This window comes from Lysinibacillus sp. G01H (assembly GCF_028872195.1).
Lineage (GTDB): Bacteria > Bacillota > Bacilli > Bacillales_A > Planococcaceae > Lysinibacillus > Lysinibacillus capsici.
The window spans coordinates 539553-561678 of record NZ_CP118397.1 but is presented as its reverse complement, the minus strand read 5'-3'; the positions used below and the strand labels follow the sequence as shown (position 1 = coordinate 561678).

Annotated in this window: 26 protein-coding genes and 1 riboswitch; of the genes, 7 read left to right on the top strand and 19 right to left on the bottom strand. The window is 38.5% G+C overall.

What is annotated here, in order from left to right:
• Positions 1-49: 49 nt before the first annotated feature.
• Positions 50-232, bottom strand: a riboswitch (cobalamin riboswitch).
• Between the two features lie 57 nt (positions 233-289).
• The 8 genes from PSR12_RS02785 to speB all read right to left on the bottom strand — a co-directional run bounded on the left by PSR12_RS02785 (position 290) and on the right by speB (position 8357).
• On the bottom strand, positions 290-1957 hold the full coding sequence (locus tag PSR12_RS02785) for an acyl-CoA dehydrogenase family protein (protein ID WP_221679340.1): 1668 nt from the start codon (positions 1955-1957) through the stop codon (positions 290-292).
• A 1-nt stretch (position 1958) separates the two neighbouring features.
• Positions 1959-3461: a class I adenylate-forming enzyme family protein gene (locus PSR12_RS02780; RefSeq protein ID WP_274771489.1), complete on the bottom strand. Its 1503-nt coding sequence runs from the start codon at positions 3459-3461 to the stop codon at positions 1959-1961.
• Positions 3454-3843 carry a MerR family transcriptional regulator gene (locus PSR12_RS02775; RefSeq protein ID WP_255600530.1) on the bottom strand — a complete coding sequence of 130 codons (390 nt, stop codon included), beginning with the start codon at positions 3841-3843 and terminating at the stop codon, positions 3454-3456. The genes PSR12_RS02780 and PSR12_RS02775 overlap by 8 nt, the downstream gene beginning before the upstream one ends.
• 231 nt (positions 3844-4074) lie before the next feature.
• Entirely contained in the window at positions 4075-5742 is a 1668-nt protein-coding gene (argS, locus tag PSR12_RS02770; RefSeq protein ID WP_274771488.1) for an arginine--tRNA ligase, read from the bottom strand.
• Complete coding sequence (locus tag PSR12_RS02765) at positions 5742-6173, bottom strand: YwiB family protein (RefSeq protein ID WP_221679336.1); 432 nt, start codon at positions 6171-6173, stop codon at positions 5742-5744. Before PSR12_RS02765 ends, argS begins: the two co-directional genes overlap by 1 nt.
• Positions 6174-6329: 156 nt before the next feature.
• Positions 6330-6962, bottom strand: a complete 633-nt coding sequence (gene yidC / locus PSR12_RS02760; RefSeq protein ID WP_274771487.1) for a membrane protein insertase YidC — start codon at positions 6960-6962, stop codon at positions 6330-6332.
• Positions 6963-6986: 24 nt separating this feature from the next.
• Complete coding sequence (locus PSR12_RS02755) at positions 6987-7262, bottom strand: hypothetical protein (RefSeq protein ID WP_221679334.1); 276 nt, start codon at positions 7260-7262, stop codon at positions 6987-6989.
• A 222-nt stretch (positions 7263-7484) separates the two neighbouring features.
• Complete coding sequence (speB, locus tag PSR12_RS02750; RefSeq protein WP_274771485.1) at positions 7485-8357, bottom strand: agmatinase; 873 nt, start codon at positions 8355-8357, stop codon at positions 7485-7487.
• 301 nt (positions 8358-8658) lie between these two features.
• Between speB and PSR12_RS02745 the strand changes: the two genes are divergently transcribed.
• Complete coding sequence (locus tag PSR12_RS02745; RefSeq protein ID WP_274771484.1) at positions 8659-10713, top strand: transglycosylase domain-containing protein; 2055 nt, start codon at positions 8659-8661, stop codon at positions 10711-10713.
• Between the two features lie 352 nt (positions 10714-11065).
• Here the strand turns inward: PSR12_RS02745 and PSR12_RS02740 are convergent, their stop codons facing one another.
• Complete coding sequence (locus PSR12_RS02740; protein ID WP_004231517.1) at positions 11066-11584, bottom strand: YwhD family protein; 519 nt, start codon at positions 11582-11584, stop codon at positions 11066-11068.
• A gap of 166 nt (positions 11585-11750) precedes the next feature.
• Between PSR12_RS02740 and PSR12_RS02735 the strand changes: the two genes are divergently transcribed.
• A complete protein-coding gene (locus PSR12_RS02735; protein WP_004231516.1) occupies positions 11751-11936 on the top strand; it encodes a 2-hydroxymuconate tautomerase in 186 nt (61 codons plus the stop codon).
• Between the two features lie 78 nt (positions 11937-12014).
• Here PSR12_RS02735 and PSR12_RS02730 read toward each other — a convergent pair whose 3' ends face one another.
• Together PSR12_RS02730 and PSR12_RS02725 are read right to left on the bottom strand one after the other, a co-directional pair.
• Positions 12015-13322, bottom strand: a complete 1308-nt coding sequence (locus PSR12_RS02730) for an HD domain-containing protein (RefSeq protein WP_274771481.1) — start codon at positions 13320-13322, stop codon at positions 12015-12017.
• A 201-nt stretch (positions 13323-13523) separates the two neighbouring features.
• A complete protein-coding gene (locus tag PSR12_RS02725) occupies positions 13524-13748 on the bottom strand; it encodes a YuzB family protein (protein ID WP_004227652.1) in 225 nt (74 codons plus the stop codon).
• Between the two features lie 235 nt (positions 13749-13983).
• On the opposite strand from PSR12_RS02725, the gene PSR12_RS02720 reads away from it, so the two are divergent.
• On the top strand, positions 13984-14634 hold the full coding sequence (locus tag PSR12_RS02720) for an RsfA family transcriptional regulator (protein ID WP_004227650.1): 651 nt from the start codon (positions 13984-13986) through the stop codon (positions 14632-14634).
• Between the two features lie 36 nt (positions 14635-14670).
• Here the strand turns inward: PSR12_RS02720 and PSR12_RS02715 are convergent, their stop codons facing one another.
• Complete coding sequence (locus PSR12_RS02715; protein ID WP_274771477.1) at positions 14671-15504, bottom strand: octanoyl-[GcvH]:protein N-octanoyltransferase; 834 nt, start codon at positions 15502-15504, stop codon at positions 14671-14673.
• A 156-nt stretch (positions 15505-15660) separates the two neighbouring features.
• On the opposite strand from PSR12_RS02715, the gene hemQ reads away from it, so the two are divergent.
• Positions 15661-16410: a hydrogen peroxide-dependent heme synthase gene (hemQ, locus tag PSR12_RS02710; protein ID WP_274771476.1), complete on the top strand. Its 750-nt coding sequence runs from the start codon at positions 15661-15663 to the stop codon at positions 16408-16410.
• A gap of 43 nt (positions 16411-16453) precedes the next feature.
• Here the strand turns inward: hemQ and PSR12_RS02705 are convergent, their stop codons facing one another.
• Both PSR12_RS02705 and PSR12_RS02700 read right to left on the bottom strand, forming a co-directional pair.
• Complete coding sequence (locus PSR12_RS02705; protein ID WP_016993376.1) at positions 16454-16636, bottom strand: hypothetical protein; 183 nt, start codon at positions 16634-16636, stop codon at positions 16454-16456.
• Positions 16637-16892: 256 nt separating this feature from the next.
• On the bottom strand, positions 16893-17063 hold the full coding sequence (locus tag PSR12_RS02700; protein WP_016993377.1) for a hypothetical protein: 171 nt from the start codon (positions 17061-17063) through the stop codon (positions 16893-16895).
• A gap of 246 nt (positions 17064-17309) precedes the next feature.
• Here PSR12_RS02700 and PSR12_RS02695 point away from each other — a divergent pair, with 246 nt between their 5' ends.
• Together PSR12_RS02695 and gerQ are read left to right on the top strand one after the other, a co-directional pair.
• A complete protein-coding gene (locus PSR12_RS02695; protein WP_004227631.1) occupies positions 17310-17735 on the top strand; it encodes a cell wall hydrolase in 426 nt (141 codons plus the stop codon).
• Positions 17736-17757: 22 nt separating this feature from the next.
• Positions 17758-18093, top strand: a complete 336-nt coding sequence (gerQ, locus tag PSR12_RS02690) for a spore coat protein GerQ (RefSeq protein ID WP_004227629.1) — start codon at positions 17758-17760, stop codon at positions 18091-18093.
• Positions 18094-18177: 84 nt separating this feature from the next.
• Here gerQ and PSR12_RS02685 read toward each other — a convergent pair whose 3' ends face one another.
• The 5 genes from PSR12_RS02685 to PSR12_RS02665 all read right to left on the bottom strand — a co-directional run bounded on the left by PSR12_RS02685 (position 18178) and on the right by PSR12_RS02665 (position 21119).
• Positions 18178-19353 carry a M20 family metallopeptidase gene (locus PSR12_RS02685; protein WP_274771474.1) on the bottom strand — a complete coding sequence of 392 codons (1176 nt, stop codon included), beginning with the start codon at positions 19351-19353 and terminating at the stop codon, positions 18178-18180.
• 163 nt (positions 19354-19516) lie between these two features.
• On the bottom strand, positions 19517-19897 hold the full coding sequence (locus tag PSR12_RS02680) for a DUF423 domain-containing protein (protein WP_016993379.1): 381 nt from the start codon (positions 19895-19897) through the stop codon (positions 19517-19519).
• A gap of 26 nt (positions 19898-19923) precedes the next feature.
• Complete coding sequence (locus PSR12_RS02675; protein WP_274771473.1) at positions 19924-20190, bottom strand: YwdI family protein; 267 nt, start codon at positions 20188-20190, stop codon at positions 19924-19926.
• Positions 20190-20366, bottom strand: a complete 177-nt coding sequence (locus PSR12_RS02670) for a hypothetical protein (protein ID WP_016993381.1) — start codon at positions 20364-20366, stop codon at positions 20190-20192. The genes PSR12_RS02675 and PSR12_RS02670 overlap by 1 nt, the downstream gene beginning before the upstream one ends.
• Before the next feature lie 75 nt (positions 20367-20441).
• Positions 20442-21119, bottom strand: coding sequence for a uracil-DNA glycosylase (locus tag PSR12_RS02665; RefSeq protein ID WP_274771471.1), 678 nt, complete (start codon positions 21117-21119; stop codon positions 20442-20444).
• Positions 21120-21295: 176 nt separating this feature from the next.
• Here PSR12_RS02665 and thiD point away from each other — a divergent pair, with 176 nt between their 5' ends.
• The gene (gene thiD, locus PSR12_RS02660) at positions 21296-22126 is read left to right on the top strand and encodes a bifunctional hydroxymethylpyrimidine kinase/phosphomethylpyrimidine kinase (protein ID WP_274771469.1); all 831 of its coding nucleotides are present in this window, start codon (positions 21296-21298) and stop codon (positions 22124-22126) included.

Below are 22126 nucleotides of genomic sequence, written 5' to 3'. Positions count from 1 at the left end.
AATCGCACCAAAAAACTGATACAAAATCCACCACCCTATCCTCGTAGGTTGTCATGTCGTTATAAAGGCAGGTCTCCTGGCTAGTGCTACTTGCGATTTTTCAAGCCTTCCCGAAATCTTCAGTGGCATCATTTGAAAAAACTCACACTTACAGTGGCGGGACCGCATCGGAATTACACCGATTTCCCTTTTCACTTTACTTAAGTAAAGAACCTTTATAATATTCAGTTGATTTCATTATACATGAAAATGAAAGAAGTCGCCTCCATTCAAGACGACTCCCCGGCCATTATACAATTTCAGAAAAGTATTGGACTGTTTTCATTTGAGCACCCATTTCTCTTAATGACCATGTCTGTTCTAAATAAACGTCCGCTAGTTTTTCATATTTTCCACCAAATTTATGTGCCCACTCAACCGCAATGACACTTTCATAAAGGTGAGCCATTTTTTCAGCCATACCTTTTGCTTCAAAAGTTTTCGTTGCCTCGTCTAAAGCGCTAAAAATTTGCAGTTTTATAGAAATATTCGCCAATTGTTCTTTAACGATTTGTACTAGTGAGCTGTCAGCTAATTTCTCTAATCGTTCCTCCATCTCACAGACAAACAGTTCATGTGCATGAAACTTATCCACTAAACGAATGAGTTCTAAGGCCAAAATATTAGCCGTCCCCTCCCACACCGTCAACACTTGCGCGTCTCTTAATAAGCGGGGCGTTACAAAGTCTTCTATATAGCCATTACCCCCGTGTAATTCAATTGCCTCACTAGCATAGTGAACAGCTTGCTCTGCCGTTTCCTTTTTCATAATGGCAATATATAAACGATTCATAATAAGGTCTTGCTGTGTTCCCTGTCCACTTGTCACTTTATCGTATAATTGAATAAGATCAAAAACTGTCGCTACTTCCACGTGCAACTTAGCTGCAAATTTCCCTAAAGTATCCTGAATCATAGGGTATTGTGTTAAGGGCTTGCCAAATGCATGTCGATTGCTTACATAATGTTTTGCCTCTAAGAAGCCACGACGCATAATACCAATAGAAGCGACTGCATTACAAATTCTTGAGAGATTTAGTGCTTCTAGCATATAATAAATCCCTTTATTTTGCTCCCCTACAACATAGGCAAGTGCACCATCAAATTCTACCTCACCAGAGGGAACTGCCCGAACGCCTAATTTATCTTTCAATCGACGAATACGTAGATGATTTGTTGTACCATCTTCTTTACGCCAAGGAACTGCAAACAACGTTAAGCCTTTGGAACCTGCTGGCGCCCCTTCTATTCGTGCCAATACCATCGCTACACCACACATGCCCGCATTGGATGCAAAGTATTTTTCACCATATAGACGATACGCAGTGCCATCCTTTCTCGCCTCCACCACATTTGCACCGACGTCAGAGCCTCCTTGACGTTCTGTTAAAAAGGTCGCACCTTCATATAAATCTGTGTCACCTGTTGCACAAACATGTGGTAAAAAACGTTGCTTTACCTCTTCATCTGCATAATGATCTAATAGATAGGCAGTAGCCATCGTCAATGTTACAGGACAATAAAATCCTGGCTCTGCATGTGATAGCAAATAACCTTGTGCAAAGCTATAAACATAATTCCCCTTGTGACCTAGCTGCGGAATATGCTTGTGTACATAACCTACAATCCCAGTATTATATGTCTCTTCAATCGTTTTTTTATAGCCATCATTAACCCAAACCTCTGATATCTCTTCACCATAGGCATCGTATCTTTGAAGGCGAGGTTCACCCTGTCGATCTGTATGCTTTGCCCTCGTATCAATATCACCTGCACATAGCTCACCAAAATCTGTTAACTCTCGTTGGGCATATGATAGAAACTCTTTATCTAACATCATTCCTACTATTTTTTGAAGCGTGTCATCTTCCGTAAAAAAGTTCGTAGTACGCATTGCTTCTTTTTGTAATACTTTCATGCTATCTCACCTCTTGCCCCTTCAAATTTTGTTTTAATATTTTGCCTGATGCATTGCGTGGTAGCGCTTCCACTTTTTCAAAAATACGTGGTATTTTAAATTTTGCAAGATGTTCCTCTAAATAAGCTTTCAAAGCTTCCTCATCGATGTCTTGTTTAGCAGAATACATCGCCTTTACCGTTTCGCCCCATTGCGGATGTGGCACACCAATTACCGCAACCTCGAATATTCCTTCAAAGCTCAATAAACAATCTTCAATTTCTTTCGGATAAATGTTGACACCACCCGAAATAATGACATCCTTTTTACGATCTACAATCCAAATAAAACCATCTTCATCCTTACGAGCTAGATCTCCTGTTTTTAACCAACCGTCAATAAAGGCTTCATTAGTTGCTACTTCATCCTTATAGTAGCCAAGCATGTTACCCTCACCCAACAAGACAATTTCCCCCACTTCGCCTACATTTACATCTTCTCCACTGTTATTCACAATACGCAATTCTGTACCAAGTGGCGCCCGCTGACCAATACTTCCTGCCTTTGCTTCATGCTCCTTGCCAAATAATAATGAACCACTTGGACCTGCCTCTGTTAATCCATATACACAAGTTAAATTATTTGTGCGGAATGCCTGCTGAATGAATCGAACCTCACTTTGAGATAACGGTGCCCCACCATAGACCCACCATTTCATAGAAGACAAATCTGCCGAATGTAGCCTTGGCATCTGTGCCGTTAATAAATAAGCAACAGGTGCACCAAAGAAATGTGTTGTTTTCTCCTTTTCAATGGAATCAATGAATAAATCGGGTGTAAAAGTTGGTGTTAATACATTTGTTGAGCCTACCAATACACCCGCCATTAAAAATAAATGTAATGGTGCAGAGTGTGTTAATGGCATCATGAGCAAAATACGGCTCTCGGGCTTTACCTCCATTTCAACAGCTATCATTTGCGCCACTGTTAAAATATTACGGTAGCTAAATAACACACCCTTTGGTTTTCCTGTCGTACCAGATGTATATAAAATCGTGGAAGGGTCATCCTCTTGTAACTGACAATCAATTGTTTGTGTACTAGCATTTTGAAGCATTATTTCATATTGATGCCATCCCACTTTTTCTTGACCTGTTTTAATTTTTAACGGAATTCCAGCTAGCTGTTCAACTGCTGCAAAAATAGTCTCATGTACGACAATTGCCTTCGCTTCGGCATGCTGCGCCACGTACTCTACTTCTTGCAATGTAAATTTCGCATTGACTGGCACAACGATCGCTCCGATACGCTGAATAGCAAAGTAACTGACTACAAACTCTAAAACGTTTGGCATAAAAATTAAAACCTTATCCCTCTGCTTTACTCCCTGCTCTAGTAAAGCATGACTAAAACGTGTCACCTGCTTATCTAAATCTTGGTAGGTTACTCTTCTGCCATGACAAATAACGGCTTCATTTTTCGAATACTTACGGGCATTACGTGCTAACAAATTGGAACTATTCATCTTGCATCTCTCCCTTTAAAGTCGCTAATTTTTCACTAAACATGCCATGCATTTGCTGTAACTCATGCTTCATCTGCGTCAGCTCAGCTATTTTACTCTCAATCTCTTGGATTTTTTGATCACCGTATTCAACCGTTCGCTCTAATTGCTGAATTCCTGAGCGATCAAAATCAAATAGTAAAACCATCTCTTTGATTTCCTCCAACGAAAAACCGTAACGCTTGCCTCTGAAAATAAGCTTGAGCTTCGCCAATTCTTTTTTTGAAAAGGTTCGTTGGTTGGTAGATGAACGATGGGGGCAAAGAAGCCCAAGTTCCTCATAATAACGAATTGTCCGCGTAGACACATTAAACTCCTTTGCTACCTCCTGAATCGTCTTCAAAACCATCTCCCCTTTCCTAATTGGCAACAGTATACCATTGACGTTAACGTAAACTACAACAGAATTTTCGGAATTAACAGAAAAACAAAGTTTGAAACAGCTAATTTCCCACGGTTTATCCATGTCTTTTGTCTTTCTATCCGTCACATTTGGAACTTTATCTCGCATATTCAGCCTTCTATCCATTAAAAAAGCCCCTAACCCTTTTCAGGTTAGGAGCTTAAAGTTTAATTACATTTTTTCAGGTGCAGATACGCCGATTAAGCGTAGTGCATTTGCAATTGTTGTGCGGACAGCCGTAATTAATGCTAAACGAGCCTCTGTTAACTCTTTGTTTGAAGCATCTAATACTTTTTCTGCATTATAGAAGCTGTGGAATGCAGCTGCTGTTTCTTGAATATAGTTTGCGATACGGTGCGGTGTGCGGTGTTTCGCTGCTTCCGCTACCACTTTCGGGAAATCACCAATCTTTTTCAGTAAATCGATTTCCTTTTCTGCTGTTAACAAATTGAGATGTTCTGTTGTAGCAGCAAAGTCTTGTTCATTTGCTGAACGTAAAATAGATGAAATACGTGCATGCGCATATTGTGCATAGTACACAGGGTTTTCATTAGATTGTGATACTGCAAGATCAAGATCAAAGTCCATATGAGAATCGCCAGCTGTTTTTACAAAGAAGTAACGAACTGCGTCAAGGCCAACCTCTTCTACAAGCTCACGCATTGTTACTGCATTTCCTGTACGCTTAGACATCTTGAATTTTTCACCGTTTTTATAAAGCTGAACCATTTGAATAACTTCCACTTCTAACGTATCACGATCATAACCAAGCGCTTGAATCGCTGCTTTCATACGTGGAATATATCCGTGATGATCAGCTCCCCAAATATTGATTAATTGATCGAAGCCACGGACAATTTTGTCTTCGTGGTAAGCAATATCTGGTGTTAAATATGTGAATGACCCATCATTTTTAATTAGCACACGATCTTTATCATCACCAAATGTTGTAGAGCGGAACCAAGTAGCACCATCCTCTTCAAACACATGTCCATTGGCTTTTAATTTATCTAAAGCTACTTCGATTTTTCCGTTTTCATATAGAGACGTTTCAGAATACCAGACATCAAAATTTACACGGAAGTTTGCTAGGTCTGTTTTTAATTTATCTAATTCTAAAGCTAAACCGTGCTGACGGAAGAAGGCAAAACGCTCATCATCTGATTTTGCTAAAATTGCATCACCATGCTCTTTTGCTAATTTACCTGCAATATCAATAATATCTTGCCCATGATAGCCGTCTTCTGGCATTTCAGCTTCCATTCCTAATGCTTGTTTATAACGCGCTTCTAATGAATAAGCTAAGTTATTAATTTGATTACCTGCATCATTAATATAATATTCACGAGAAACACTGTAACCAGCCATATCCAACACATTACATAAGGAATCACCAACAGAAGCGCCACGAGCATGTCCTAGGTGAAGATCTCCCGTAGGATTTGCTGAAACGAACTCCACTTGAACCTTTTCCCCAGCGCCAGCATTTGAGCGGCCATAGTCCGTACCTTGCTCAAGCACCTGTGTCACTACCTCTGTTAGGAAATCTTTACGCACTGTGATATTCATGAAGCCTGGGCCTGCAATATCGATCTTTTCAATATCTGTGCCTGTTGTATCAAGATTTTCTAAAATAGCTTCGGCGATAGCACGAGGTGGCTTTTTAGCTAACTTTGTTAATTGCATCGCAATGTTTGTTGCATAGTCACCATTTGCTTTATCCTTTGGTGTTTCTAGGTGAATCGATAATTCTGTGCCAGCCTCAACTAGACCAGCTTTTTCAACAGCCTGCACGATCGCTGCTTTAATAGCCTGTTGTACTTGTTCTACTGCGTTCATCATTGTACCTCCGTAAATGTAATATCTAATGTATAGTTGCCAACGGATTGCCCACCCATTAGTAAATCGTACTGTACATGGAAATCTCCGCTTGTTGCCAGTTTTGTAAACGTCATATTTTTCGTATCAATCACGAGTGGCATAGCACCGCACTCACTTTCATAATGCCCTTTTTGTTGTTCAATTATGTTCAGCGGTAATCGCATATTAACCGCTCCAGCACGCATAATTAGTGCCTTCTCATGACCTAACTTCATCGTTGTGCGGATGGTTTTATCCTCCTGCACCTCATCATATTTCAAATACAAGCTTCCTGCTTTTTCAAGTAGCTGCCCTTTGAGCCACATTTCATAACTTTCGGACTCCCCATCACTTGGACGAATGGTAGAAATGAGCTTTATGTTCACTTGCGATCTTACATCGTTCGCCATAACGGATGCCCCTTTTTAGTCTTTTACTATAACCTTTTTATTATAGGATGAATACTTATGGTTTTTCAAGATAGAAGTGAAGTAAAGCTCCTCAACAAGTTTATTCGAGAAAATATAAACCCTCTCCTTCCATTAACGGAAAGAGAGGGTTTCATTTTATCTATACCATTTTTTTATAATCAACTGTTGAACTATTAACAATAAAGCACTAACAGCCCAATAGATCGGGATAATCGCTGGATTGAACAGACTAAAAATGAGGATCATGATTGGATTAATAAATACCATTATCTTCATATTTAATGGTTGACTTTTCTCTAGGGCTATACAACTTTGAATGAAATAAATCAAACAAGCAATCATCGAAACCCCAATATCAATCGTTCCTAAATTCATCCAAAGGAAATTTTCACTGGCAATCACTAAATCTAGTTTAATAGCGTAGTACAGTGAAAATAATATCGGTAGTTGAATAAGGATTGGTAAACAACCTAGTAAAGAGCTTTTCAATGAAGCTGAAGTTAGCTCTTGGATTTGTTGCTGTACCATTCTTTTTTCAGATTCGCTTTGACTATTCTTATATTTGTCTGTAAGCGCATCTAACTCAGGCTTAATGGTAGTCATTAATTCTTTTGAGCGCTTTTGGTGTTTTGCCGATCGAATAAATAACGGCATAAGAATTAATCTGACTGCAATCGTAATAGCAATGACACTAAGTGCGTAGCTACCTGTAAAAGAATGGATGAAATGAATGAGGTTAATAATAGGTTGTGCTAAAAATGTTAACAATGGTTGTCCTCCTAGTTTTAAAGTTTAAATCAAACTAGGAGATACACTTTCTTCCTCATTGTCTTCGGACATTCTAATACACAGAACAAACCACGTTAGCATAGGTGGAGTCCAAGTATTCGTGATAGTATAGTCAACTTCAAACTCCTCGTCCTTCACATCTTGAACGGTTATTTTATTGACGAGATACAGATGCAAATGAACACTTAGTACAGTTAAAACCAAAGATGCTAATAGCCAAAAGTATTCCATTGTACTGACAAAAATGAATAAATCATTAATGAGAAGTGACCAAATCATAATACTCCTCCTTCCTTTATTAAAATTGAAGAAACATACATTTTACTAACCAAAAGATGACATTGTTTTCATCAATCTTTCTCTCTTTGTAATATAAACTATTACCTAACTTATCTACGCTATAAAGTAAAATAAGTTTCAATTTTATGCTAAGGCTCATTCTTCATTTCAGAAATATAAAATGGGGCTAGCTCATAGCTCACCCCATTCAACCAATCTTATTTATTTTACCCAGCCTAAGATCATTTCTCGTAATAATTTTGAGGCTGTGTTTGCTGTCATTTCTGAAGAATCGTAGATCGGTGCTACTTCAACTAAGTCGAAACCTACTACATTTACACCACTTGCTGCAATAGCATGGATGGAAGCGAGTAATTCTTTCGAAGTAATACCACCACAGTCTACTGTACCAGTGCCTGGTGCGTGTGCTGGATCTAAAACATCAATATCAATTGTTACATACACACTGCGTCCAGCTAGTGTTGGTAGGACCTCTTTTAACGGTTCAAGCACTTCAAATTTTGATATGTGCATGCCGTTCTCCTTTGCCCATTCAAATTCCTCTTTCATACCTGAACGAATACCAAATGAATAGACATTTTTTGGTCCTATATGTTCCGCAATTTTACGAATTGGTGTAGAGTGCGAAAGTGGCTCTCCCTCATATTCTACTCGTAAATCTGTGTGAGCATCAAAGTGAATGATAGCTAGGTCATCATATTTAGCAGATACTGCTTTCATGACAGGCCAAGACACTAAATGTTCTCCCCCCATACCAACAGGGATTTTGCCATCAGCTAGTAATTTTTCAATAAATTTTTCAATTTCATCTAATGAACGTTGTGCATTCCCAAATGGTAGTGGAATATCACCTGCATCAAAGTACTTTACTTCCTCAAGCTCACGATCTAGATATGGACTGTACTCTTCAAGACCAATGGATACCTCGCGGATACGCTGTGGACCGAAACGTGATCCTGGACGATAACTCACTGTCCAATCCATTGGCATGCCATAAATTACTGCCTGTGCATCGTCATATGTAGGATGACTTTTTATAAAAACATTTCCTGAATAAGCTTCATCAAATCTCATTGCTAGCCCTCCATATAATTAATCATCATTTTTCGTCTTCTTCTATTATGGCTTACAGGATTGTAATGAAACCTGTATCCTTTTATCCTCGTATACATTATTGGAACGTCTAGCAAATTTCGATTAAAATCTACAAGGTACGATTTTTTTGTCGAATGCCAGCATTTCAAGTAGTACAAAAAAAGTATAGATGTTTTTGAATAAAGTGCAATAGTTTTTAGTTAGAATTTAGATTAAAGATGAATGTTCGAACACATACTAAAGCTAAGTTCGAAGTTGTGAGAAAACGAGGTGAAGTCGGATGAAACGAAAAAGCTATCATCGAAAGCAGCAACGTGTAAAGCGCACACGCAGAAGCCTTACGTTATTTGTGGCCTTTACATCTGCAATTGTCGTAGCGTTTGTCGCACTCCGCATCTATGTTCAAGTGGCTGGTGCACCGCCTTTAACCGTACCAAAGGCTTCTATTTTCTTAGATGAAAATGAGAACCAAATTGGGGATCACTTTACAAATCAACGACGATATTGGGTCGGCCTCGATGAGATGTCACCTTATTTAAAGGAAGCAGTTGTTGCTGTTGAAGATAAAGATTTTTATCAACATGGCGGTTTCGACTATTCACGTATTGCTGGTGCCATTTTAGTGGACATTAAAGCTGGCGGTAAGGTTCAAGGAGCTAGTACTATTACGCAACAATATGCTCGTAATCTTTATCTTTCCCACGAAAAGTCTTGGACACGTAAATTAAACGAAGCCCTGTATGCTTATAGATTAGAAGTTTTTTATGACAAGGACAAAATACTAGAGGGCTATTTGAATACGGTATATTACGGTCATGGCATGTATGGAGTAGAAGCTGCCAGTCGTTTTTATTTCGGAAAATCTGCCAGTGATTTAACACTTGCTGAAGCAGCAATGCTAACAGGCGTACCAAAAGGACCTAGTATCTACTCACCAATTGCCAATTTAGATAAGGCTACCAATCGTCAACACGTTATTTTAAAACTTATGGCAGACCAAGGTGCCATTACACAAGAAGAAAAAACGCGTGCTGAAAATGAACAGCTCGTCTTAAAAAATGATAGCTGGGTTGCAACCAAATCTGTTGCTCCATATTTCCTGGATGTGGCTTGGCAAGAAGCCAGTGAAATCTTAAAATCAAAAAACCTTGATATTAGTGAAGGTGGCTGGACAATTCAAACAACGCTTAATCTGGAGCATCAAAAAGCAGCTGAAGAAGCAGTAGCCAAAAATATGCCTGCCAATGATCTGCAATCTGCGTTTGTAAGTATGGAATCTAAAACAGGAGCTGTCACTGCACTAGTTGGTGGTCGTGATTATTCAGTAAGCTCATTTAACCGAGTTACACAAGCCAAACGTCAACCAGGCTCTACTATTAAGCCGATCTTATATGCAGCGGCGCTAGAAAATGGTTACACGCCACTAACTTTTTTAGATGTTGGTGAAACAACTTTTACGTATGATAATGGGCGTGGCACTTATGCACCTAAAAACGTCAACGGTCAATTTGCAGATCATGATATGACGATGGCACAAGCTATTGCTATCTCAGATAATATTTACGCAGTAAAAACCTTAGAGGACATTGGCTTCAAAGAGTTTCATGATATGGCAAACCGTTTTAATGTAGGAATTGGTGCGAAGGATAATTTATCCATTGCACTAGGAACGATTGAAACGACATTATACGAAATGACAAATGCATATAATATTTTGGCGTCGCAAGGACAGCAAACAACACCAACAACCATTGTATCCATTAAAAATGCACATGGAGATGTTATTTATGAAAACAAAGATGTAGCAAGCAAAGCTGAAACAGCCATTTCTAAAGAAAATGCATACATCTTAACAGAAATGATGACAGGTATTTTTGATCCTGTTTTCAGTGACTATTCACCCGCTACAGGAATCAGTATTCGTTCACGTATGACACACACATATGCTGCTAAATCAGGTTCTACGAATAGTGATCAATGGTTAATTGGTTTTACTCCAAAACTAACTGCTGGTGTATGGAATGGCTATGATCAGGGTAAAAACCTTACCACGAAGGAAGATACTGCTGCAACAAAGCAAATCTGGATTGACTTTATGGAAACGGTCAACAAAGGTACAAAAAATGAGGATTTCAAAAAACCTAAAGGTGTAGAGGGCGTTGTCATTGATATTGAAACAGGTAAATTAGCGACTGACGCTTGTCCTAAACAACGTCTAGTCTATGTAGAGTCGAAGGATGTACCAACTGAAAAATGTACAAACTTCGATATTCTCGACAGTAATACATGGGGAGAATTTTGGAATATGCTACCATTCTCTATATTTAAGGACTAAAACGAGGTAATTTCGGAAACCTTTTTAATCCTAATACGTTTTAAGCTACGAAGGCTCTCGACAAAGTAACTGATATACGAAAAATAAGAAAAGCTTTCTCTTCCCCGGAGACGTGTCCGTGGGAACAGAAAGCTTTTCTTTTTTATGGTCCGCGAAGTATGAGCATCATGGGGCATTTGGCTTGGGTTTGGGTTGTTCAAATGCCGCATAGCGCTCATCACATTCGCGATACCAAGTGTCCTAGCTTACTAAAATGTAAGCTCTGCCTCAAGTGTACTTTGTTTCAAACACACTTTCAACCTAATATCGAAAGCGATTGCAAAATGTCACAGATTGTTCAATCATTACGAGTCTATTCGACAAATAAGTCTTGACGTAATTGCTCCTCACTACGTTCCCACAATTCTGGATTAAGTTGCTTAAGGAAAGAAGCTAACACTTTTTTAGACGGTGCATCCATATGCTCTACAATAATATGACGTTTCATGGATTTATCCATTTTATTTACATGATCAGCTAGAATTTTATAGCCACGTCGTTTTTCACGATTTACAACCATCTCACAGGCTGTAACCCCTGCATAATATGGCCCATTTTCTTTATGGTCTATCGTCACCCACACGAGCCAATACGGTTTCCCGCCCTCTGAATCAGCACGGTCCATTGTAAATTTAATACCACGCTCTACGTCACTTCTTGCATGCATGGCACCAATTTCAACAGAAGCCGTCCCCTCTTCTACGTCCACTATTACAGGCGATACATTCTCTAATGAAAGTGAACCGATACCAAACCCTTTATGTCCATCTGTTGGATCGTTTTTTATAATGGTAAAACCCATTTTTTGTTTTGGTTTTTCTTCATTTGTCATACTTAAATATCCTCCATTCTGCTATTATAAAGGAAAGCATATCAACGCATATTTTATCGAAACAATCACTATTTTCGCCATTGCGCATATGCCTCAACGCAAGTAAGAAGTTTATACTTTCTTATAAACTAACTATACAACATTATTCTATAAAGGAGGCAATATTATGCCATACGTAACAGTGAAAATGCTAGAAGGTCGTACAGAGGAACAAAAACGTGCTCTTGTAAAAGAAGTAACGGAAGCAGTATCTCGCACAGTTAATGCACCTGCAGAAAATGTAACAGTTTTTATTGAAGAAATGTCTAAAAACCATTACGGCGTTGCAGGCGTTCGTTTTAGCGACAAATAATAGTAAGATGGGTAGAGCACATTAGAGTGCCCTACCCTTTTTATAAGATTTCATGGAAATCATGTTGTCAGAAACAACTTACTTTCCGTCTCTTCTTAACAATGTTAGTATTTGTTGTTTGATCGTTGGATGTGAAGAGTCGTCCTCTAAGAAATCTAATGGGAAATAGATTTTATGATCTCGTTTCATTCGCCCTGAGATGGCATCAACAATAATTGATTCACGTGAAAGCTCCCGTAGCTCACCATTTTTCATTTCTAAAAAAATCGGTACACGCACTTCTTCCTCTCCAGGTCTGTAAAAATCATATGGCAGATCTGCCGTTGTATCATGTACAAGGTAATAATCGGGATTTAATCCTGCTTTTTTAAAAAGCTCTTGGAGTTTTTGATATTTATTGAGCTCCACCCCCGGATCTAAATCAATGTATTGAAATAGCTTACGATTGACAAAGCGGCGACTTAAATCACTTAGAATTGCATCCTCTTCTTGCATCCATAACTGAAAATATGTAAAAAGTATACTCTCGTCTAACGCAAGATAATCCTCTAATGTAATAGTATTTCGGAAGAATGCCAGGAAATGAGTAGGCTCATGCTTAAATGTATAGCCCTCTAAGCTTAATTGTTTTACTCTTTTTAATATATTATTTAAAATTACCTCTGCACTTCGTGAAACAGGATGAAAGTAAATTTGTAAGTACATTTGATAACGACTCATTATATAGTCTTCCACCGCATGCATGCCTGTTGCTTTAATTACTACTTGGTTTTTTCTTGGACGCATTACTCTTAAAATCCGCTCCATATCAAAATGACCGTAGCTTACACCTGTAAAATAAGCATCACGTTGTAAGTAATCCATACGATCTGCATCAATTTGGCTCGAAATTAAACTAATTACTTGCTTATTTGGATATGTCTTTTCAATTACTTGGGATACCTTTTCAGGAAAATCAGCTGCCACTTTTTTTAAGATCGCATTTACTTCCGTATCTTCCAACAAAATTTGCCTTGTAAAATATTCATGATCAAGCTCAAATACATTTTCAAAGGCATGGGAAAATGGGCCATGACCTAAATCATGTAAAAGGGCTGCACATAACACTAATAATCTTTCACTTTCATCCCAATCTGGACGCCCTACAAAGATATCATCTACTATGCGGCGTACAATTTCGTAAACCCCCAGAGAATGACTAAAGCGACTATGTTCTGCTCCATGAAATACTAAAAATGTGGTACCTAGTTGACGAATTCTACGTAAACGCTGAAATTCCCTTGTACCCACTAAATCCCATATCACTTGATCTCGAACATGTACATAACGGTGTACTGGATCTTTAAATACCTTTTCTTCTTCTAATTTAGCGTTTGCATATGTCATTTGGATAGCACCCCCATTTTGTTATAGCTCTATTATATGCGATAAATCTAGGACTAGCATACTTATTGCCATTTTTCTATAGATATTAACAACCTATTTCAATTACCTTTAACATTATTTTTATATTTATATTGGTCTAATTTCTCAACATATAAAAAAGCAAAATAAAAACTATCCCCCAAGTAGAGATAGCTTTTAGTTTTACTTTTTTAATTTTGCTAAAACCTTTTCCATTAGTTCATCTTCTGTTAATGCAGCAACAGGTCGGCTATTTACAAAGGTAAATGTCTTTTTGCGTCCTGGACCACAGTAAGAATGACAGCCAATTTCGATGGTTGCATCAGGATCGATTTCCTTTAATTTTGGAATTAACGTCTTTAAGTTAACGGCCTGACATTCATCGCAAACTTTAAATTCGTTTGCCATTTTGTCAACAACCCTTTCTATATAGTATTTTTCAAACATAATTTCGCTCTATTGCACACATGACCTTCACATATTTAAGTATGCAGCATGTGCACAAACCTACATCGGGTATTGTATCGTACTTTTCCCCTTCTATTCAAGCATAATTCCTTCTACATAGATGAATAAAAGGTTAAAAGATTGGTCATGCTAGTCTTAAATAACAAGTTCCAGATAAAGGTGGGAGGATTTTAATATGAGTAAAGTAAGACAAGATGCTTGGTTAAAAGAAAACGATGAATTACTAGCAGAGGCTGTAATCCGTCATGTAACAGAAGGTAGTACACAGCTTAATGCCTTTGAAGAAGCAGGCGATGCATTAAATCGTACTGCTGCAGCCTGTGGTTTTCGTTGGAATGCTGTTGTTCGTAAAGAATACGAGGAGCAACTAGCAGAAGCTAAAAAGGAAAGAAAAGAGAGAATGCGAGTGTTGGGAGCACCAGCAAGACGCCGTGCTTCTAGTATGTTTACTGTCAATAATAGTGCCGCAGAAGGAAAATCAATTCCGCTATCTGCCCTTTCTCTTGATATTGTCATAGCTTATTTACTACGTTTACAGCATTCTGGTGAAGTAGGAAATGAATCTTCAAAATGGCGACAACTTGTCCATGTAACATCTGAGAAAAATAAAAAACTAGAGAAAACCATTACAAAACTAGAAGAAGAAAATCGAGCGATTCGCAAAGATTACGAGCAATTTGTTCAAATTATGAACCGTGCTAGACGTCTTGTTACGCTTGATGAAGAGGAAGAGCGAATTGCACCCGTTTTTAAAATGGAGAAGAACGGAAATCTTGTAACTAGCAGTTCTATTTATCAACCAGAAAATGGCGATGCGCTAAATTAGCCGCATCGCTTTTTCTGTTTCATATAATCAACCCATTTACTTTCGTTCAAGCATTTTGGTGTTGCGTTCAAAAACACGCTGTAAATAAAAACCATACAACGCTAATTCTTCATCGTAGAAGGACTGTGGACGTACTTCCTCGGCCCAATAATTAAGTAGTTGTTGTAGACGAATAACAACCGCTTCTACAGTTAAATTTGGGTCTACAAGCTCTGATAGCGAAGCCATCACTTCGGGCATGATTTGAGGGTAAGTGAATTTTGTTTCCTCTTGTTGTAAGCTATGTTCATAAAAATCACGGATAAGGGCCGCACGTTGCGAGCCACTTCCCTCAATACATAAATAAATTTGCACTGCCACCCCTTGTCGTAAGCGTCTTTGTGAAATGCCAGCAAATTTTTTCCCTTCAATACTTAAATCATAAGAACCTGGGCAATAAGAGCCCACAATTTCATAAGCCTCAATTTTTTCTGCTACCTCTGGGAACAATCCCTTCACAAGTTCAACCATCACATCATAGCCATCGTTTATACTGAGTGACTCTTTTTGTTCAGACAATACAATGGAAATATTGAGAATTCCCTCATCTAGCACAACCGCTAATCCACCAGAATTACGAACAATAGGATGATAGCCTCTAGATTCTAGTAATTCCATACCTTGCTGAACATAAGGTAAACGGTGGTCTTGGATACCTAGTACAACAGATGCCTCATGCACCCATGTACGAATTGTTGGCGGAGACATCGATTGGCCAACTAATTGGCACAACGTATCGTCCGTCGCAAAAGATTCAAGCGGTGACCTTTGCTTCGCACTAATGGATTGATCATAATAACGCCAAATTGGCTGTTGTAAAATATGTTTCATATTGGTACTCCTCTAATTACATCTCTTCTCTTTAGAATACATTATCTTTAGTTGGTGTCAAATTCGTGAATAACTATCATGAACTTAGGGATTTTGTACAAACTATGATAAACTAATTTTTGAATGGTATTCACTTATAAAGGAGTGTTTTCAATAATGAATGAAGCAGCAATTACGTTAGATGGTTGGTACGCTTTACATGATTTCCGCTCAATCGACTGGGCATCTTGGAAACTTGTTTCTGCAGAGGAACGTCAAGCAGCAGTAGAGGAGTTTATTACTTATTTAGAAAAACTGAACGAAGCAGACGTAGCTAAAACAGGTGCTCATGCTTTTTATGCAATCGTTGGTCAAAAAGCAGACTTTATGATTATGACATTGCGTGAAACGATGGATGAGTTACAAGAGCTTGAAGCGGAATTCAATAAATTAGCTATTGCAGATTTTACAATTCCTACATACTCTTATGTATCTGTTGTAGAGCTTTCAAACTATTTAGCTGGCGAATCAAATGAAGATCCTTACCAAAATCCACATGTACGTGCGCGTCTATATCCTGAACTTCCACGTGCTAAATATGTATGCTTCTATCCAATGGATAAACGCCGTCATGGGAACGATAACTGGTACATGCTATCAATGGATGAGCGTAAATCATTAATGCGTTCTCACGGGATGATTGGTCGCGGCTATGCTGGTAAAGTAAAACAAATTATCACTGGCTCTGTAGGCTTCGATGATCACGAATGGGGCGTAACTTTATTTGCTGATGACGTACTACAATTCAAAAAACTAGTATACGAAATGCGCTTTGACGAAGTGTCGGCACGCTATGGCGAGTTCGGGGAATTCTTCGTCGGCAACCTACTTGATAAAGAAAAATTGGTTAAATTCCTAACTGTTTAATATCTAATTAAAAATGCGAGTCCATATTGGCGGACTCGCATTTTTAAATTTCGTTTTCTTCTGCATTTTCGGATTCGAAGATTAAAATAATAATGTGAATAAAAAATCCAGTTAGCATCATAAGAAAAACTAAATACCAATTATATGGTTGATGATAATATTCTGCTATTCCAACTGCCAGAAAAGCGCTGATGATGATCGCTACAAACATACTAAAAATACGCATGAAAACGCTCCTTCATAAAAGCAAAAATTAAATCATTTTTAGTATGTCTCGGTATATTTTTAATATACTTGCAAGGTAAGAATAATTACGTCTCATTGAAATAGCAGCTAAAACAAGCATTCATCGCCTATTAAGGAAAAGTCATTTTTCCTGATGCTTTGCTTTCCACACTAGAACATTTATACTCAATATAAAAAAGTGCCATCCTTCAGCGATGACACTTTCTTAACCCCAACACTTTCTTTTGTACCCTTCATTAAGAGCTCTCGTCCTTTACTTTTAAAATTAAGATAACCGTTTGAATAAAAAAACCAATCACTATAATGACAATAAAGAGATACCAATGGAGTGGCTGTCCATAAAACTCCCCTAATAGAAAAGCCAGTACTGCACTTAATAGAATCCCAAACCAAACGCCAATTTCCATAAGCCATCACCTCACATGTATTAGATACACATGCAATTCATTGATCTCACGTTCCCCTAATTCTATTTTTTTCTATTTACCCTTTTTGATAAAAAAACTATCGGATCTTGCAGGGTTTCGAAGTAATTTCTACGTACTTGTCGTTATTACTACTATATGCATAGTAACTTTAATGTGTGAATGTCTTTCTTAACAAAATTGAACATGTCTACAATACCTTCATGCATATACTGTCTGCGAGGAGGTATGAAAATCGCTGTTATTAAGACGAATGATGCACAGACAGCCCTACTCGCAAGACTAATGCGTGCCGAAGCAGAAGGTGAAGGAGAATTAGGCATGCTGATGGTTGGGAATGTTGGCGTTAATCGTGTAAGAGGTGATTGTTTAGATTTTGGTGATATTCGAACAATTGAACAAATGGTTTATCAGCGTCCGGGAGGCTTTGAGGCAACACAAAAGGGTTATTTTTATCAACGAGCACGTGATCAAGATATTCGGTTAGCTAAAAGGGTGATTCAGGGTGAAAGATTTCATCCAGCTACCCGCTCTTTGTGGTTTTTCATGCCAGCAGGTGATTGTCCTGCCCAATGGTATGGCCAATGGAATACTGGCAGATTCAAATCCCATTGTTTTTTCTCGCCAACTGAACAAGATTGTCCTCAAATTTAAAAAGAAAGTAGGTTGATAATTGATGATGCCTTATTATTGGACACCAACAACGCAACAACAAATGACTCCTCCTCCAGTCACACTCCCGAGCGGACGACCACCAGGCCGTGAGGAGTCCTATATAGAAAATATTTTGCGTTTGAATCGTGGAAAACCAGCTACCTTCCATTTTTCTTTTGAGCACGCAGTAGAGCAGGGAAAAAACACAAAAACTGTTCGTGGTGTGGTAGAAGCTGCTGGTCGAGATCATGTCATTATTCGTGAGCTTAAGTCTAATCATCGTTTTCTTTTCCCTATGATTTATTTCGATTTTGCTGAGTATGATGAAGAAATGGCTTACTTTAATCAAAATCCATAATTCTATCTTCTAGAGTAAAAATCCGCAATACACTCACTGACCAAAAGTCGATGGGCGTATGCGGATTTTTATCATTCACTATGCTCAATTTTCTTTTAAATACGTTAAAGTTGCCTTACCTAAGGTTTTCGCTGCAATGAGCATTGCACGTTCATCAAAATCAAAGCGTGCATGATGATGCGGATAGGCCTTTTCCCATTCAGGCTTTTTAGCACCTGTGAAGAAAAATGTGCCAGGTACTTTTTCTAAATAATACGCAAAGTCTTCCCCAATCATAAACGGAGGACATGTTATTACTTGATCTACCCCTGGTATAGTCGACGCGATCTGTGCCACAAACTCGGTTTCGCTCTGATGGTTATAAACGGGTGGATAACCTCTTGTGTAACGATATTCGTAACTTGCCCCAAATGCCAGACAGGTCGCATTTAATACTGCTTCTAACTCTTGTTCCATTTGTGTGCGTACTTCTTCTTCAAAAGTACGAATTGTCCCCGCCAATACTACCCGATCAGCAATAACGTTAAACGGATTAATCGCCTCAAAATGACCGATTGTTAAAACAGCTGATTTCAATGGGTCAATACGTCTTGAGACAAGCTGTTGAGCATTGACGACGAATTGGGAGGAAAGGGTAACAGCATCAATGGAATGATGCGGCTCTGCGCCATGTCCACCTTTTCCTTGAACCGTTATTTCTACTTTATCCGCGGCAGCCATGATGGCTCCATCTTTCACTAAAATTTCTCCTAATGGTGTAGGTGCCCATAAATGCGTTCCAAAAATAACATCTACTCCTTCTAAACAACCATCCTCAATCATCGGCTTAGCTCCACCTGGTGCAACTTCCTCTGCATGCTGATGAATAAATACGACATTGCCTTCAATTTCGTCCCTCATCGCATTCAATGACTTGGCTAGACCAAGCAATGTAGCTGTATGTCCATCATGTCCACATGCATGCATTTTCCCAGCTATTTTAGATTTGTAAGGTACATCATTTTCTTCTTGTATCGCTAATGCATCAAAGTCCGCTCGCAATGCCACCGTTTTACCAGGCTTTTTGCCACGTAATATCGCTACGACACCGCGCCCTCCCACTCCTTCTCGAACCTCATGACCTAATTCTCTATGAAAAGTAGCTATATAGGATGGCGTTTCCACTTCTTCAAAGGACAATTCAGGGTATTCATGTAAATGGCGGCGAATCCCTACCATCTCATCATAGTTAGCATCTAGTAATGTAAATAGTTTTTCCATACTACATAACCTCACTTTTGGTATTTTCGAAATATTGCAAGTAATAGTAGTAGTGTACTATAAATTCTTACAAAATGGATAGGATTTAAATCCCTATCTTAAAATTATGACTGATCACAAAGAAAAACTCTCCTACAAATAATGTAAGAGAGTCAACTTAAAATTAACGTGCATGCTTGAGAGCAGTAAAAATAATAAGTAGCCATCCAGCTAAAAATAGTACACCACCGATTGGTGTAATAGCTCCCAATACTTTTATTCCACTTATCGCCAGAACATATAAGCTCCCCGAAAAGAAAACAATCCCAAGGTTAAAGAAAATACCTGCTAGATTTAATTGTTTCACTTCACCTAATAGTTTAGAGCTCATTAACAGACCGATAACTAATAATCCTGTAGCGTGAAACATTTGATATTGCACAGCCGTTTCCCAAATACCTCGACTATATTCATCTAAAACTTCCTTTAAAGCATGTGCACCAAATGCACCGAATGCTACTGCTAATAGGCCATGAAGAGCACCTGTCACGATAAATCTTTTCATTTTCGTTACCCTGCCTTTAAAATGGATTAAAAATCAAAAATCGAATCGCCATTTGCTCCATCTTCTTCGATCTTTGCTGTATATAAAGAGGATGGTTTTGTCTCTGACACAAGCATCTGCGGTACGTGCTTATGGGGAGTGATATATGGTGCATCACCTGAAGAATCTAACACCACATCACATAATGCTCGAATGGCTGTAAGCGCCTCACGAATCTGCTGATCATTTCCCGCATTTTTGGCGTTAGATAATTGTTTTTCAAGTTGCTGTATAACAGCTTGATAAGAAATCATTACATTCTCCCACTTTCTACTTTTGGTACGAATTTTAAACAATCTACACCCGATGATTGCTTCACAACAACGGATGGTATTTGCTTTGTTTTAAAGCCATAAGCTGAACATGCGCGTGGGGTTTGAGGGTCCCAGGTTACTTTAAAAAATTGACACTTAAAACAATTCACCTTCATCAATGTCCCTCACTTTCTTCTATATTAAATGTAACATGATTGCTAAAGCGTATAAAGCAAACGATTTGTGCCAATCTATTCTAAACACCAATCAATTGGCTGCTTGCCCCACTCCACTAATTGCTGATTAATCTTTGAATAAGGTTTACTGCCAAAGAATCCTCGATAAGCACTTAATGGACTTGGGTGTGGCGCTTCGAGTATGACATGAGGTATTTTATATTTTCGGATTAATTGCTTTTTGCGTTGTGCTGGTTTACCCCACAATACAAAAATTAGTGGTTCTTCCCTTGCAGCTAATAGATCGATAACAGCATCGGTAAATTGCTCCCACCCTTGTTCTTTATGGGAATTCGCTTGTCCTGCTCGAACTGTAAGCACCGTATTTAATAGCATAACACCCTGTTCAGCCCACTTTGTTAGTGTTCCATTTTGAGGAATTGGACAGCCTAAATCATCCTGTAGCTCTTGCAACATGTTCCGTAAGCTAGGAGGATGTGGAATACCTGGTTTAACAGAAAAGCTTAGCCCATGAGCTTGATTAGGTCCATGATAAGGATCTTGTCCTAAAATAATAACTTTCACATCATGATATGCTGTTGTATAAAATGCGTTCATTACATCATTCATAGGTGGATAAATGGTTTGTGTCGAATATTCATTTGCGACAAATTGACGTAGTTTTTGATAGTAAGGTTTTTCTAATTCATCTTTGAGTACTTCTTGCCAATCATTCGGGAATACTTGTTTCATCGCTCTTTAAGCCCCTTTCTCTTCTTACAACGGTACAAAAAATTAACGATGAATTCAAGCATCAGTTGAAACTGACCATATAAAAATATAGTATTCTGGCTATTTTTATAGAATCAGAATCAGACTATACTAGATGGTAATTTTATAACTCTAGACAATAAAGGAGATCTTTAAAAATGACTCTAAAAAAAACATTAACAATTGCTGGTTCAGATACATCAGGCGGTGCAGGGATGCAAGCCGACCTTAAAACATTTCAGGAGCATGGTACATATGGGATGGTGGCATTAACAGTTGTCGTAACAATGGACCCGAATGGCTGGACACACAACGTCACACCTTTGCCAACTGATTTACTACAAAAGCAAATTGACACAGCTCTTTCAACAGGAATTGATGCCATTAAGACAGGGATGCTCTCAACAGAGGAAATTATCCGTATTGCTGGAGAGGCTATCGCAAATTCAGGCACTACAAATGTTGTCATCGATCCTGTTATGGTATGTAAAGGGGACGATGAAGTACTGAATCCCGGTAATACAGATGCCATGATTCAGCATCTTTTACCATTAGCAACGGTAACAACACCAAACCTTTTTGAAGCTGGACAATTAGCTGGCATAGGTACACCTAAAAACATTGACGACATGAAGATGGCCGCTCGCAAAATCCATGAGCTAGGGGCTAAAGCTGTTGTCATTAAAGGTGGAAAGGCCCTAGCTACAGAAAAAGCAACAGACTTATTCTTTGATGGTGAAGCATTCTACTTATTAGAATCTGAAAAAGTTGCATCTACAAATAACCACGGTGCAGGCTGTACATTTGCTGCATCTGTAACAGCCAATCTTGCTAACGGTCTTACTATTAAAGATTCAGTCATTGAAGCAAAAGAGTTTGTATCTGCTGCTATTGCACATGGTTGGGCGTTAAATGATTATGTAGGACCTGTCATGCATGGAGCGAAATCTCGCTTCGGCGCTCCACACGTAACAGTAACAGAAATATAA